The following is a 13,610-nucleotide window of genomic DNA, read 5'->3' on the forward strand; positions in this document are numbered from 1 at the left end:
CGTGCCGCGCTTTCCACAGAAAGAGGTTCGGTGACACGGGCGGGGGTCCGCGTCGGCGATCGTCTGCGCCGGAGGTGATCCCATGGCGGCGAAGGACCGGCTGGGCAGACATGGCGAACAGCTCGCCGTGACCTTTCTGACGGCGAAGGGCATGTGCGTGCTCGACCGCAATTGGCGCTGCGCGGAGGGCGAGATCGACATCGTCGCCCGTGACGGCGGCGCGCTGGTGATCGTGGAGGTGAAGACCCGCTCGGGGCGCAGCCACGGCACCGCGTTCGAGGCGGTCAACGGCGCGAAACTGCTGCGCCTGCGGACGCTGGCCGGCAGATGGCTCGCCACCCGCACCGAGCGCTTCGACACGATACGGGTCGACGTGATCGCGATCGAGCGGTTCGCGGGCGACTTCTCGCTCAGGCACGAACGCGGGGTGGTCTGAGATGCCCGTCGCCCGCACGCACTGCGTCGGCCTCGTGGGCGTCACCGGGCGTCTCGTCGAGGTCGAGGCCGATGTCGGCCCCGGCGTCGCGGGAACGCACTTCATCGGGCTCCTGGACACCGCGATCAGCGAAGCCCGGGGCCGCGTGAGGTCCGCCCTGATCAACAGCAGGTTCGCGTGGCCGGACGCGCGCGTCACCGTGAGCCTGTCCCCGGCGGCGTTGCCGAAACGGGGGTCGCTATTCGATCTGGCCATCGCGATGGCGGTGCTGGGCGCGGCCGGCGCCGTGCCCGCGCACCGGGTCGCCGCTCCGATGTTCCTCGGCGAGCTCGGTCTCGACGGGCGGGTCCGCCCGGTCCGAGGCGTGCTGCCGGCCGCGCTCGCCGCCGCGCAGGCGGGGGTGCGCACGGTCGTAGTGCCCGCGCTCAACGCCGCCGAGGCATCTCTCGTGCCCGGCCTCACCGTGGTTCCCGTCACCACGCTCGGCGAACTGGTGGGGTGGCTGCGTTCCGACGACGACCTGCACCGGCTTCCGGTGGTGGCGGAGACCGCGTCGCTGTCGCGGGACGCCGCGGGCATCGAGGCCGGGGGCGCTCCGGCGCCGGACCTGTGCGACGTGGCCGGGCAGCCGATGGGCCGCAAGGCGCTGGAGGTATGCGCGGCCGGCGGGCACAACCTGTGGATGCTGGGCCCGCCGGGTTGCGGCAAAACCATGCTCGCCGAGCGCCTGCCACCCCTCCTCCCGCCGCTCGACCAGGAGAAGGCGCTGGAGGTTTCCGCCATTCATTCCGTTGCGGGAACGCTGCCGGCGGGGCGTCCGCTGCTCACCCGTCCTCCGTTCATGGCTCCGCACCACAGCGCGACGATGGCGGCCGTGGTCGGCGGCGGGAGCGGAGGCGTCGTGCGGCCAGGAGCGGTGTCGCTCGCGCATCGGGGCGTGCTCTTCCTCGACGAGGCTCCGGAGTTCGCCACCACCGTGCTCGACTCGCTGCGGCAGCCTCTGGAGTCCGGGACGGTGACGATCGCGCGGGCCGTCGGCGCGGTCACCTTCCCCGCCAGGTTCATGCTGGTCCTTGCGGCCAATCCGTGTCCCTGCGGCCTGCGAGGAACGGTCGGGCGCCCCTGCAGGTGCACCCCCGCCGGACGCAGGCGCTATCTCGACCGGCTCTCGGGGCCGCTGCTCGACCGTGTCGACGTGAAGATGAAGATCGGTCCGGCCACCCGTGCCGAACTGCTCGCGGACCGGCACTTCGTGGAGCCGACCTCGACCGTGGCCGAGCGGGTGAGGCTGGCGCGTGAGCGGGCCGCCAGGCGACTGTCCGGCACTCCGTGGAGCACCAACGCCGAGGTGTCCTCGTCCGCACTGCATCGCGACCTGCGCCTGCCCGACGCCGCGATGGCCCCGCTGCACCGGGGCCTCGACGTTGGCACGCTCAGCGCACGCGGCCTCGACCGTGTGCTCCGCGTCTCCTGGACGATCGCGGATCTCGCCGGCAAAGACCGTCCGGGCCCGGCCGAGACCTCGGCGGCCCTCGCACTGTGGCTGGGAGTCGACTGATGGAAGCAATGGAAGCGACCGGATTCCGCGGCGACGGCGGCGCGCGGGCAGATGACACCCCCGTACGGGCGGCGAGCGCCCCCGGCACCGCCAGGAACGCCGAAGGTCCGTCCCCGGACATCGGCGAGCCGGCCGGGCCCGTGGACGACACCGCTGGGAACGTGGATGGGGTAGGCCTGGACGCCGATGGCGCGGCCGGGCGGGACGAGGCCGACCGGCTGGCCAGGGTGGCGATCATGCGCATGGCCGAGGCGGGCGACGCGGTGATGGGCCGGTTGATCGCCCGCTGCGGTCCGGTGGGCGCGATGCGGCAGGCGAGACGCGGCGTGCTGGATCCCGGTTTCGCGCGCGACGAGAGGGACCGCGCCAGCGCTTCCCGGCGTCATCTCGATCTCGGTCGGCATGCGGCCGCCTGGGCGGCTCGCTACTCGGACCCGGCGGACGACCTGGCGCACGGACGACGGCGAGGCGCGCGGCTCGTCGTGCCGGGCGACTCCGAATGGCCCACGCAGCTCGACGACCTGGGAGACGCCAGGCCGTTCGGCCTGTGGGTGGACGGACGGGCGAACCTGCGGTTCTCCTGCCTGCGCTCGGTCTCCGTCGTCGGGGCCAGGGCCTCGACCGCGTACGGCACCACCGTGGCGGCCGAGTTCGCCATGAGCCTCGGCGGACGCGGCTGGACCGTGATCAGCGGCGGCGCCTACGGAATCGACGGCGCCGCCCACCGGGGCGCGCTGGCCTCCGGGACGCCGACCGTCGTCGTGCTCGCCTGCGGGACGGACGTGTGTTATCCCAGCGCCCACGAGGACCTGTTCCGTGCCGTGCGCGAGCAGGGCGTAGTGATCAGTGAGTGGCCTCCGGGCGCTCACCCCACCCGGTTGCGGTTCCTCATCCGCAACCGGGTGATCGCGGCTCTGTCCCGGGGAACGGTTGTCGTCCAGGCGGCGGCGCGCAGCGGCGCGCTCAACACCGCGACCCACGCCTGGGAGCTGAACCGGCATCTCATGGCCGTTCCCGGCCCCATCACCACGGAGGTCTCCGCGGGCTGCCACGTGCTGATCCGTCAGGGCAAGGCCGTCTGCGTCACCTCGGCCGAGGAGATCGTCGAACTGGTGGGCTCCATCGGCGACGACCTCGCACCGGAGCGGCGCGGGCCCGTGCGGCCCCGTGACGGGCTGAACGACGAGACCAGGCGTGTGCTCGAAGCGATCCCCGCCCGGGGCGCCGCGGGTCCCGCCACGATCGCCGTCGCCGCCGGTGTGGACGTCGGGACCGCACTCGCCTGCCTCGGCGCGCTGGCCGCCGGAGGATTCGTCGAGAACGTGGACCGGGGGTGGCGGCTGCGGCCCGAAGCACGCGGATGAACCGTCGGCGCGCGGCCCCTCGAGTCAGCCCGCGCCCGCGGGAATGACGACCTGTGATCTCGATGATGACCCGGGCTTTCGGGCATGAGCGGGCGGCACGGCTCTCCAGCGCCGCCCGCGCTCGGGGAGCCAACGGGCGGAGGCCTCGTCCCGAAGACGTCGCGCCTGGGTGGAACGGCGGCTCCGCCGGAGCGGCAGGTACTCGGCGACGAAGCCGGTGGATAGCATGCGGATCGTGGCCGAGCGCCCCTCCCCAGACCGGCTCCGGGAGTCATCGGGGCGGCGGCCACCGCGCCCGTCGGGCGGGAAGCGAAGGAAGGGACGCGTCGTGGCAACGGGCGAAGGGCAGGGCCTCGGGGAGTTCGACGCCGTCCTGGAGCGGTTCGAGCGGCATCTTCGTCTCGAACGGGACCTGTCGCCGCACACGACCAGGGCATATCTGGGAGACATCTCCTCGCTGATCACGCACATGAAGGCCGCCGGGCACGAGACCGTGTCCACTCTCGACGTGGTCGTCCTGCGTGACTGGCTGGGAGACCAGCACCAGGCCGGGCGATCGAGGGCGACACTCGCCCGCCGCTCCGCCTGTGCCCGCGTCTTCACCGCCTTCTGCCACCGGCGGGGATGGCTGGCGAGTGACCCCGGGTTGCTCCTCGGCACGGCGAAGGCCGAACGCCGACTGCCGAAGGTGCTGGACCAGACGGAGGCCAGGGCCGTCCTCGGCGCGCAGGGCCCGGGCGACCCCAGAGACCTGCGCGATCGGGCGCTGCTCGAACTGCTGTACGCGACCGGCATGCGGGTGAGCGAGTTGTGCGGCCTCGACGTCGACGACGTGGACCGGGAACGCCGCACGGTCCGCGTGCTGGGCAAGGGACGCAAGGAGCGGACGGTGCCGATCGGGCTGCCCGCACTGCACGCCCTCGACGCCTGGTGCGTGCGGGGCAGACCGCTGTGGGTGCGCGAGGGGAGCGGCCCCGCGCTGTTCCTCGGCGTCCGGGGAGGCCGGATCGACCAGGGGACCGTCCGGCGCGTCGTGCACGCCCGTCTGTCACAGGTCGAGGGGACACCCGACATGGGCCCGCACGGGCTGCGCCACACCGCCGCCACCCACCTGCTCGAAGGCGGGGCGGACCTGCGATCAGTGCAGGAGATGCTCGGGCACGCGTCCCTGGCCACCACGCAGATCTACACCCAGGTGTCCATCGAACGGCTGCGGGCCGCCTACCGCCAGGCCCATCCCCGGGCCTGAAGCGGGCTTCGACGGGCTCCGCCGACGAGCCACTGGGGCAGGAGGCGGACCTGTCCACGGCCGAACAGCAGGAGCGGATCCAGGTAGAGGCGGCCACGCAGCAGCCCCCAGTGCAGGCAGGACGCGGCGCAGTGAGCCGCGCCGCCGCCCTCCTCACCGCCGCTCCCCTCGCCGCCGCTCCCCTCGGCTCCGCCCGCATCGATGGCGCTCTCCTCGACTCCGCCCTCATCGATGGTGCCGATGACCTGACCGGCCACGACGACGTCACCAGGCCGGACCAGGGCGCGGACCGGCAGGTAGGTGGTGCGCAGGCCACCGGGATGGGAGATCGTCACGACCCCTCGGCCCGCGACGCGCTCGGCCAGGGCGACGGTGCCCGGTCCCACGGCCATGACCTTCTCGCCGGGCCGTGCGGCCACGTCCACGCCCCGGTGACCGGCCAGCCACCGCTGCGCGGGCGGATCGAATGGCCTGGCCGGACGGGCGGGCCCGGAGATCGGCCACCGCCATCCGGGCACCTCGGGCGATCCCGTCCTGCCCTGCCTGTGAGACCGGGACGCCGCGACCTCCTCGGCCCTAGGGGCCCTTGGCGAGGCGACGACCCTCCGCATGCCCCCGGGCGCCTCCGCCATGGCGACCGCACCCTGAGTGCCCCCAGGCACCCTCGCCGCGACGACCCCCTCAGGGCCCACCGGGACGCGGGCGGCGACGGGCAGCGGACTGTCGCGGGGACTGTCGCGGGGACTGGCGAGGACCACCATCAGCATGGAGAGCACGAGCACGCGGGCGACGAGACGCATGCCACGACGATGCCGCCCAGGGCACCCCCGCCGAGCGGCCGAACGCCGTTCTGGGGATAGACGGCACGGTCAGGTCAGCTCGAGAAGCCTTCCTTGGGCATTTCCAGGTCGGGCTTGGCCAATTCCTCGACGTTGACGTCCTTGAAGGTCACAACCCGAACGTTCTTCACGAACCGGGCGGGGCGGTACATGTCCCAGACCCATGCGTCCTGCATCTTCACGTCGAAGAAGACGTCACCGTTCTCGGCTGTGCGTACGTCGAGATCGACGGAGTTGGTCAGATAGAAGCGCCGCTCGGTCTCGACCACATAGGTGAACAGGCCGACCACGTCGCGGTACTCCCGGTAGAGCTGCAGCTCCATCTCGGTCTCGTACTTTTCGAGATCTTCCGCGCTCATCCCGGTCCTCCTCTTCCACGCCCCGTCGAGATCCCCCGTGGGCACCGGCCTCGTTCAGACGGCACAGGCCCCGACCTCATTCTCGCGCATGTCCTCATCCTGCCCCGTCCAACGGCTCTCGGCCGGGAACTGTGTCTCACGAGTCACCCTGGCCACCGTCACGAACGAGAACCGATGGTGCGGGCTCGGGCCGTGCCGGACCAGGGCCCGCCGATGGCCGGGAGTGACGTACCCCTTGTGCAGGGCGAAGCCGTACTGCGGGTAGATCTCGTCGAGGCCGTGCATCAGCCGGTCCCTCGTCACCTTCGCCACGATGGAGGCCGCCGCCACGCACGCGGCGACCTGGTCGCCCTTCCACACGGCGAGCGACGGCGCGGGCAGCCCCGCCACCGGGAAACCGTCCACGAGGACGTAACCGGGGTCGAGCCCCAGCCCGGCGACGGCCCGCCGCATCCCCGCGATGTTGCACTTGTGCAGGCCGCGCGCGTCGATCTCCCCGGGAGGGATGACGACCACGTTCACGGCCCGGGCGGTCGCCGTGATCCGCTCGTAGAGGCGTTCGCGGACGGCCTCGGTCAGGAGCTTGGAATCGCCCAGCCCATCGATGTCCCGCCCCAGCACGACGGCGGCGACGACCAGGGGCCCGGCACAGGCGCCACGCCCGGCCTCGTCCACCCCGGCGACCGGCGTGAAGCCCCGCCGGGCCAGGGCCCGCTCGTAACCGTAAAGTCCGGAGTCCCGTCGTACGACACTCGGGCGCGGGCGATAGACAGCTGTCATGACGACTAGCAGATTACGCCCCATTCGGGACCGGCGATACGGCCGGAACCGCCAGCGGTTGTAAAGCCCCAGGTGAGATCAGCGTACGGCGGAGAAAGTCTCAGGCCGGGACAGGATCGAGATCCGGTTCAGCGGCCAGTAGCGCAGGAACGCCCGCCCGATCACGTCGTCCTCGGAGATCGTGCCCTGGTGCCCGTCCTCCATGTTGGATCGCGAGTCCGCCGAATTGTTCCGGTGGTCGCCCATCAGCCACAGGCGTCCCTTGGGGACCTTGACCTCGAACTCGCGGCCGGAGGGATAGACCCCTGGGTAGAGGTACTTGTCCTCCTCATCCAGCGGCGTCCCGTTCACCGTGATGCGGCGCTTGGCGTCACAGCACTTCACGCGGTCACCGCCGACGCCGATCACCCGCTTGATCGTGTCCTCGCCGTCCCAGCCCTTGAAGACCACGATGTCGCCGCGCTCCACCGGTCCGAGCTTGTACGCCAGCTTGTTGACCGCCACGTAGTCGTCCACCAGGAGCGTGTTCTGCATCGACTCCGACGGGATGTAGAACGACTGCAGCAGGAACGCGTGGGCCAGCAGGGCGACGGCGACCCCGCCGAGGACGTAGAGCAAGGTCTCCAGAAGGCCGGACGCCTTCTTCCTCGCGGGCCGGCCCTTCTCGGCGCCGGTGGTCCGCTCGTCCGTGTTCCCGGCCGGTGCCGCCGCGTCCGACGGGTCGCCGCTCGCGGCCCTCGCCGGTCCTGCGGTTCCTAAGCGGCTCTCGTCGGGCTTTCCCACGGCGGCCGTCTCCTCCGGCTCTGTCACGCGCTATCTCCTTGCCAGGCGCCTGCGCAGGGCCACCAGCGGCACGGCCCCGGCGAGGCCCGCGACGAACGGCGCCGCCCCGAGGGCAGCCTGGAGCGCCGGCTGCGCGAAGGTCTCCGGGATCGACAGGATCGTGGCCCGGTCGAACGGCCAGACGATGACGAACGCGCGGCCGATCACCTTGTCGGCGGGGATGGTGCCGCCACCCGGGTCACCCATGTGCAGGCGGGAGTCCCAGGAGACCGAACGGTGGTCGCCCATCACCCACAGCCGGTCCGGCGGGACGGTGACCTCGAACTCGCGCCCGGACGGCTCGTCCCCGGGATACAGGTACGACTTCTCTTCGAGCGGCACGCCGTTCACGGTGACCCGGCCCTGCGCGTCGCAGCACTTGACCTTGTCGCCCGGCACGCCGATGACCCGCTTGATGTAGTCCTTCTCGCCCGGTACGACCCCGAACGCGTTGCCGAGCCAGCGCAGCCCCGCCGCGATGGGGTTGGACGGTTCCTCGAGCTTCACCTCGGGGTCCCAGGAGTCCACCCCGGAGAACACGACGATGTCACCGCGCTCGATGTCGCGCACGTGGTAGACAAGCTTGTTCACCAGCACCCGGTCGTTGATGAGAAGCGTGTTCTCCATCGACTCGGAGGGGATGTAGAACGCCTGGACCACGAAAGACTTGATCAGCAGGGCCAGAGCGAGGGCGACCACGATCAGGACGGGCAACTCCCGCCAGAACGAGCCTTTCTTCTTCCCGTCCCCGGCGTTCTGCTTGACGTCTTCGGCGACCACGTCCACCCCGTCCTCGGCAGGGCGACGCGTGCCCGGCCCCTGTCCCTCGCTACCCATCGCTGCTGAGCCTAGATGATGTCCACGACGGCGAGCGCCGGGGACACCGGATCACCGGCAAAAAGAAAGTGGCCCGCGCCTGGGGCACGGACCACGGTCTTCACGGCCTTACTTGGCGACCGGCTGCGCCTCGCGCTTCTCGCGGATGCGCGCGGCCTTTCCGCGCAGGTCACGCATGTAGTACAGCTTGGCCCTGCGGACGTCGCCGCGGGTGACCACGGTGATCTTCTCGATCACGGGGCTGTGGACCGGGAAGGTGCGCTCGACGCCGACGCCGTAGCTGACCTTGCGGACCGTGAACGTCTCACGGATGCCGCCGCCCTGGCGGCGCAGGACGAAGCCCTTGAACACCTGGATGCGGGACCGGTTGCCCTCGACGACGCGGACGTGGACCTCCAGCGTGTCACCCGGGCGGAAGGCCGGTACGTCGCTGCGAAGCGCAGCCTTCTCGATCTCCTGGATCTGCGTGTGCATGGCGTCGGTTCCTCGCTGACATGAGCACACGGAGGTCCACCCGGCCGGCCCGGAGGCCCTGCGACGAGGGGGACACGCGTGCTTGGCTCGATACGTCTTGTCTGCCGCGCCTGGGACCGGGACCCACCCGGCCATGCCGAAGCAGGCAGCAGCGATTCAGTCTGCCATATGATCCGGCCCTGGGCGAAACGCAGTGCCGGAACCCGCGGTGGAAGCGCCCTCCTCAAGGCGCTCCTGGGACCGCTCGAACTCCTCGATGACGCGCCTGTCGTGCTTGTCGAGATCGTCCTGGTCGAACCGGGCGGCCAGTTCCGGCCGCCTGGCCAGCGTGCGCCGCAGGGCCTCGTCGCGCCGCCAGCGGGCGATTCTGCCGTGATGGCCCGACAGCAGGACCTCGGGCACCTCGTGTCCCCGCCAGACCGGCGGTTTGGTGTAGACGGGGCCTTCCAGCAGGTTGGCCATGGCGCCGGGCGCGAAGGAGTCGTCGGCGACGGAGCACGCGTTGCCGAGGACCCCCGGCAGCAGCCTCCCCACGGCCTCGACCATGACCAGCACCGCCGCCTCGCCTCCGGCTAAGACGTAGTCGCCGATGCTCACCTCGTCGGCGCGCAACCGCTCGCCGTACTCGGCGACGACGCGGGAGTCGATGCCCTCGTACCTGGCCGGGGCGAACAGCAGCCACGGCTCCCCCGCGTACTCCAGCGCCACTTCCTGCGTGAACGGCCGGCCGCTCGGCGTGGGGACGATCAGCCGGGGCAGCGCGTCCGGCCCGGAGGCGGCGCGCCCGTCCTCGATCACGGCGTCGAGCGCCTCGCCCCAGACCTCCGGCTTCATCACCATGCCGGGACCCCCGCCGTACGGCGTGTCGTCCACGGTCTTGTGGACGTCGTGCGTCCAGTCGCGAAGCTGGTGGAGGTGGATGTCGAGGATGCCGCGCTCCCGGGCCTTGCCCATGAGAGACACGTCGAGCGGGGCGAAGTACTCGGGGAAGATCGAGACGATGTCGACGCGCATGTGCGGCCCCTACTCCGCCTCTTCGGCGTCGAGCAGGCCGGGCGGCGCGTCGACGACGAGGATTCCCTTGCCGAGGTCGACCTCGGGCACGAGCGCCTTGACGAAGGGGACGTACGCCGCGTCACGGGATGGACGGGACACCACGAGCAGGTCCTGACCGTGGTGGAGTACGTCGCTGACCTCGCCGACCCGCTCCCCCTCGGTGGTGACCACCGTGAGGCCGATCAGTTCGTGGTCGTGGAACTCGTCGGGGTCCTCGATCGGCGGCAGATCCGCGGAGTCCACGACGAGCAGCGTGCCGCGCAGCGCCTCCGCGGCCTCCCTGTCCGCCACGCCGGCCAGGGTCAGCAGCAGGATCCCCTTGTGCCACCGGGCCCGCTCCACGGTCAGCGGACCGGCGGACGCCGGGTCGGTGGCCAGCGCCGACCCGGGAGCGAAGCGCAGATCCGGCTCGTCGGTGCGCACCTCGACCGTGACCTCGCCCCGCACACCGTGCGGGCGGCCGATCCTGCCCACGACCAACTGCACTTGTCGCCTACCTCCGCCACCGCTTCTCCGCGGTTCCTCCACGGACGGCTCGAACGCCGCCGCCGAACTGTACTGACACAAGAAACCCCTGGAAGCCACCGGTCCGAGGCCGTAAAACACGCCGGGGGACCCCGGTGCGGGGTCCCCCGGACGCGTCAGCTCGGCTCAGCGCGCCTCTTCCAGGTCGACCAGGTCGATCCGCACGAACTTGCCGTTGGCCAACGCGTTGACGACGGTGCGCAACGCCTTGGCCGTACGGCCGCCGCGGCCGATGACCTTGCCGAGGTCGTCGGGATGAACCCCGACCTCCAGAACGCGCCCGGTGCGGATGCGCCGGGCGCGGACCCGGACGTCGTCCGGGTGCTCGACGATGCCCTTAACCAGGTGCTCGAGGACTTCCTCGAGCACCTCAGGCCTCGCCTTCCGGCTTCTCCTCCGCGGCCGGGGCCTCGGCGGTCTCTTCGGCCTTCACGGGCTTCTTGGCCTTCTTCGGCGTGGTGGCGGCGGCGCCGGTGTCGCCCGAGAGCGACTCCTTGGCCGCGGCCTCGTACGCCGCGTGCCGGTCGGGCTTGGGCTCGGCGACCAGCAGCGGCGTGGCGGGGGCGGGCTCGCCCTTGAACTTCTGCCAGTCGCCGGTCAGCTTGAAGATCTTCAGGACCGGGTCGGTCGGCTGCGCGCCGACGCCCAGCCAGTACTGCACCCGCTCGGAGTTCACCTCGATGCGCGAGGGGTTCTCCTTCGGGTGGTAGAGGCCGATCTCCTCGATGGCGCGGCCGTCCCGCTTGTTCCGGGCGTCGGCGACGACGATGCGGTACTGCGGGTTGCGGATCATACCGAGCCGCTTGAGCTTGATCTTGACTGCCACGGGTGTGGTCTCTCCTGCATTAGAGCGTGGGTGAGCGGTGTCTCATCGAGTGGGGCACGACGGGAGCCCGCCCGAGGGACAGGCGCGACCTGCGGGGGTGAGAGGGCACCCGCCTGGTCACGATGTTCCAGCCTGACATTCTGCCAGATGATTCCCCATGCTCCGGCAACAACGGGTCCGCCGACGCCCTCGATCGGGCACCGATGTGCCCATGTTTCCGGAACGGGCCACCACATCGTCCGCCCGCCTGCCGCGAGCGGCAGGCGGGTCCGGCGCGCGGGCCGGCCGGCGGGTACGTCAGTTCTGGCCGGGCAGCTTCAGCTTCGAGGGGTCGAAGCCGGGCGGCAGTTCCAGGCCGGGCGGCAACTGGCCGCCGCCGAGGTTGCCGAACAGGCCCTTGGGCAGCTTCGGGGCGTCCTGCGACGGCTCGCTCGCGGCCTTGCCGAGCGCGGCCTTGCGCGGGTCGCCGCTGACGCGACGGCCCTTCTTGGGCTTCTGCGCCTTCTGCTTACGCCCGCCGGGCATACCCGGGATGCCCATGCCCTGGGTCATCCGCTTCATCATCTTCTGCGCCTCGAAGAAGCGGACCACGAGGTTGTTCACCTCGGTGACCGTGACGCCCGATCCCTTGGCGATGCGCGCCCGCCGCGAGCCGTTGATGACCTTCGGGTCCTGGCGCTCGCCGGGCGTCATCGAGCGGATGATCGCCGCGATGCGGTCCAGGTCGCGGTCGTCGACCTGGTTGAGCTGGTCGCGCATCTGCCCCATGCCCGGCATCATGCCGAGCAGGTTCTTGATGGGCCCCATGCGGCGGACCATCATCATCTGCTCGAGGAAGTCCTCCAGCGTGAAGCCGTCCCCGGAGACGAGCTTGCCCGCCATCTTGGCGGCTTCCTGCTCGTCGAACGTCTTCTGCGCCTGCTCGATCAGGGTGAGGATGTCACCCATGTCGAGGATCCGGCCCGCCATGCGGTCGGGGTGGAAGGCGTCGAAGTCCTCGAGCTTCTCGCCGGTGCTGGCGAACATGATCGGACGGCCGGTGATGTGCCGCACCGACAGGGCGGCGCCACCGCGGGCGTCGCCGTCGAGCTTGGTCAGCACCACGCCGTCGAAGCCGACGCCGTCCATGAACGCGCGGGCCGTGCTGACCGCGTCCTGGCCGATCATGGCGTCGAGGACGAACAGGATCTCGTCGGGGGTGACCGCGTCGCGGATGTCGGCGGCCTGCTTCATCAGCTCCTGGTCGATGCCCAGGCGGCCGGCGGTGTCGACGATGACCACGTCGTGCTGCTGACGGCGCGCGTGGTCCACGGAGTCGCGGGCCACCTCGACGGGGTCGCCGACGCCGTTGCCCGGCTGCGGGGCGTACACCGCCACGCCGGCACGCTCCGCCATGACGGAGAGCTGCTGCACCGCGTTGGGCCGCTGCAGGTCGCAGGCCACGAGCAGCGGGGCGTGCCCCTGGTCGCGCAGCCACTTGGCGAGCTTGCCTGCCAGGGTCGTCTTACCCGAGCCCTGGAGACCCGCGAGCATGATCACGGTCGGCGGGGTCTTGGCGTGGCGCAGCCGCCGCGTCTCGCCGCCCAGCACCTCGATGAGCTCGTCGTTGACGATCTTCACGACCTGCTGCGCGGGGTTGAGCGCCTGGGAGACCTCGACGCCGCGGGCCCGCTCCTTGACCCGGGCCACGAATTCCTTCACGACCGGCAGAGCGACGTCCGCCTCGAGCAGCGCGATGCGGATCTCGCGGCAGGTCGCGTCGATGTCGGCGTCGGAAAGCCTGCCTTTGGACCGAAGGGAGGAGAAGACCGAAGTCAGCCGGTCGGAAAGCGTCTCGAACACGTGTTTGGCCAGCCTCGAAGCGAGTGGACGGGTCGGTGAACAGTCAGTCTCCCCAGACTATCCGCCCGCACGGCTTTCACGCCCGCGCCGCGATGACGAGATCCCGGACGAAGGGGCCGTATTCACCGGATCGCGCCTACGCGGGACGTCAGCGCGTGCTCGACGAGCGCGATCAAAGTGCTCTTGACCGATTCCCGGTCCCGCGCGTCGGTGCGGACGATCGGGGTGTGCGGCGACAGCGTCAGGGCGTCGCGGAGCTCGTCCTCGCTGTGGGTGTACTCCCCGTCGAAGCCGTTGACGCCGATGACGAACGGCAGGCGGGCCTCCTCGAAATAGTCCACCGCGGGAAAACTGTCGGCCAGCCGCCGGGTGTCGACCAGCACCACCGCACCGATCGCCCCCCGCACCAGGTCATCCCACATGAACCAGAACCGATGCTGACCCGGCGTACCGAACAGATACAAAATCAGATCCCGGTCCAGCGACACCCGCCCGAAATCCATCGCCACCGTCGTGGTGGTCTTGTGCGGCACCAACCCCACATCGTCCACACCCGCCGACGCGTCCGTCATCACCGCCTCGGTCGTCAACGGCACGATCTCGGAAACCGCCCCCACAAAGGTCGTCTTCCCCACACCGAAGC

16 protein-coding genes are annotated in these 13,610 nt (G+C 70.9%); 4 read left to right on the top strand and 12 right to left on the bottom strand.

Translation table 11 applies throughout. The features are described 5' to 3' along the window. Nucleotides 1-82 precede the first annotated feature (82 nt). The 4 genes from HHX31_RS32685 (at nucleotide 83) to HHX31_RS32700 (ending at nucleotide 4,607) form a co-directional block, all read left to right on the top strand. Nucleotides 83-436 carry a YraN family protein gene (locus HHX31_RS32685; protein WP_169953532.1) on the top strand — a complete coding sequence of 118 codons (354 nt, stop codon included), beginning with the start codon at nucleotides 83-85 and terminating at the stop codon, nucleotides 434-436. 1 nt (nucleotide 437) lies between these two features. After that, the gene (locus tag HHX31_RS32690; protein WP_169953535.1) at nucleotides 438-1,994 is read left to right on the top strand and encodes a YifB family Mg chelatase-like AAA ATPase; all 1,557 of its coding nucleotides are present in this window, start codon (nucleotides 438-440) and stop codon (nucleotides 1,992-1,994) included. Further along, nucleotides 1,994-3,358, top strand: a complete 1,365-nt coding sequence (dprA, locus tag HHX31_RS32695; protein WP_249347308.1) for a DNA-processing protein DprA — start codon at nucleotides 1,994-1,996, stop codon at nucleotides 3,356-3,358. The genes HHX31_RS32690 and dprA overlap by 1 nt, the downstream gene beginning before the upstream one ends. A 328-nt stretch (nucleotides 3,359-3,686) precedes the next feature. After that, the gene (locus HHX31_RS32700) at nucleotides 3,687-4,607 is read left to right on the top strand and encodes a tyrosine recombinase XerC (protein WP_311932482.1); all 921 of its coding nucleotides are present in this window, start codon (nucleotides 3,687-3,689) and stop codon (nucleotides 4,605-4,607) included. On the opposite strand, the gene HHX31_RS32705 is transcribed toward HHX31_RS32700, so the two are convergent. The 12 genes from HHX31_RS32705 to HHX31_RS32760 form a co-directional block, all read right to left on the bottom strand. Continuing rightward, nucleotides 4,580-5,407, bottom strand: a complete 828-nt coding sequence (locus HHX31_RS32705; RefSeq protein WP_249347311.1) for a murein hydrolase activator EnvC — start codon at nucleotides 5,405-5,407, stop codon at nucleotides 4,580-4,582. The two genes, HHX31_RS32700 and HHX31_RS32705, sit on opposite strands and share 28 nt — an antisense overlap. Nucleotides 5,408-5,481: 74 nt before the next feature. Then, complete coding sequence (locus tag HHX31_RS32710; RefSeq protein ID WP_030511723.1) at nucleotides 5,482-5,805, bottom strand: DUF2469 domain-containing protein; 324 nt, start codon at nucleotides 5,803-5,805, stop codon at nucleotides 5,482-5,484. A gap of 54 nt (nucleotides 5,806-5,859) precedes the next feature. Next, a complete protein-coding gene (locus tag HHX31_RS32715) occupies nucleotides 5,860-6,585 on the bottom strand; it encodes a ribonuclease HII (RefSeq protein WP_169953539.1) in 726 nt (241 codons plus the stop codon). Nucleotides 6,586-6,663: 78 nt separating this feature from the next. After that, nucleotides 6,664-7,395, bottom strand: a complete 732-nt coding sequence (lepB, locus tag HHX31_RS32720) for a signal peptidase I (protein WP_311932484.1) — start codon at nucleotides 7,393-7,395, stop codon at nucleotides 6,664-6,666. A gap of 3 nt (nucleotides 7,396-7,398) precedes the next feature. Beyond that, nucleotides 7,399-8,244 (bottom strand): signal peptidase I, encoded by an 846-nt coding sequence (gene lepB / locus HHX31_RS32725; protein WP_169953541.1) that lies wholly within the window; start codon nucleotides 8,242-8,244, stop codon nucleotides 7,399-7,401. A 108-nt stretch (nucleotides 8,245-8,352) separates the two neighbouring features. Next, complete coding sequence (rplS, locus tag HHX31_RS32730) at nucleotides 8,353-8,718, bottom strand: 50S ribosomal protein L19 (protein ID WP_169953543.1); 366 nt, start codon at nucleotides 8,716-8,718, stop codon at nucleotides 8,353-8,355. A gap of 156 nt (nucleotides 8,719-8,874) precedes the next feature. Continuing rightward, complete coding sequence (gene trmD / locus HHX31_RS32735) at nucleotides 8,875-9,732, bottom strand: tRNA (guanosine(37)-N1)-methyltransferase TrmD (protein ID WP_169953544.1); 858 nt, start codon at nucleotides 9,730-9,732, stop codon at nucleotides 8,875-8,877. A 9-nt stretch (nucleotides 9,733-9,741) separates the two neighbouring features. After that, nucleotides 9,742-10,260, bottom strand: coding sequence for a ribosome maturation factor RimM (gene rimM / locus HHX31_RS32740; protein WP_169953545.1), 519 nt, complete (start codon nucleotides 10,258-10,260; stop codon nucleotides 9,742-9,744). A 165-nt stretch (nucleotides 10,261-10,425) separates the two neighbouring features. Then, nucleotides 10,426-10,668 (bottom strand): RNA-binding protein, encoded by a 243-nt coding sequence (locus HHX31_RS32745; RefSeq protein WP_169953547.1) that lies wholly within the window; start codon nucleotides 10,666-10,668, stop codon nucleotides 10,426-10,428. 1 nt (nucleotide 10,669) lies between these two features. Continuing rightward, entirely contained in the window at nucleotides 10,670-11,125 is a 456-nt protein-coding gene (rpsP, locus tag HHX31_RS32750) for a 30S ribosomal protein S16 (protein WP_169953549.1), read from the bottom strand. Between the two features lie 297 nt (nucleotides 11,126-11,422). Then, nucleotides 11,423-12,967 (bottom strand): signal recognition particle protein, encoded by a 1,545-nt coding sequence (gene ffh, locus HHX31_RS32755; protein WP_169953550.1) that lies wholly within the window; start codon nucleotides 12,965-12,967, stop codon nucleotides 11,423-11,425. Nucleotides 12,968-13,089: 122 nt separating this feature from the next. Beyond that, nucleotides 13,090-13,610: ATP/GTP-binding protein (locus HHX31_RS32760; RefSeq protein ID WP_169953552.1), on the bottom strand; the 521-nt coding region annotated here is incomplete at its 5' end.

Origin of the sequence: Microbispora sp. H11081, assembly GCF_012999535.1 — a bacterium.
Classification (GTDB): domain Bacteria; phylum Actinomycetota; class Actinomycetes; order Streptosporangiales; family Streptosporangiaceae; genus Microbispora.

Bases quoted from the DNA above. Each gene is read 5' to 3' on its own strand.
- rplS (WP_169953543.1), bottom strand. From the start codon at position 8,718: ATGCACACGCAGATCCAGGAGATCGAGAAGGCTGCGCTTCGCAGCGAC.
- HHX31_RS32715 (WP_169953539.1), bottom strand. From the start codon at position 6,585: ATGACAGCTGTCTATCGCCCGCGCCCGAGTGTCGTACGACGGGACTCC.
- HHX31_RS32690 (WP_169953535.1), top strand. From the start codon at position 438: ATGCCCGTCGCCCGCACGCACTGCGTCGGCCTCGTGGGCGTCACCGGG.
- dprA (WP_249347308.1), top strand. From the start codon at position 1,994: ATGGAAGCAATGGAAGCGACCGGATTCCGCGGCGACGGCGGCGCGCGG.
- lepB (WP_169953541.1), bottom strand. From the start codon at position 8,244: ATGGGTAGCGAGGGACAGGGGCCGGGCACGCGTCGCCCTGCCGAGGAC.
- HHX31_RS32710 (WP_030511723.1), bottom strand. From the start codon at position 5,805: ATGAGCGCGGAAGATCTCGAAAAGTACGAGACCGAGATGGAGCTGCAG.
- HHX31_RS32685 (WP_169953532.1), top strand. From the start codon at position 83: ATGGCGGCGAAGGACCGGCTGGGCAGACATGGCGAACAGCTCGCCGTG.
- trmD (WP_169953544.1), bottom strand. From the start codon at position 9,732: ATGCGCGTCGACATCGTCTCGATCTTCCCCGAGTACTTCGCCCCGCTC.
- HHX31_RS32705 (WP_249347311.1), bottom strand. From the start codon at position 5,407: ATGCGTCTCGTCGCCCGCGTGCTCGTGCTCTCCATGCTGATGGTGGTC.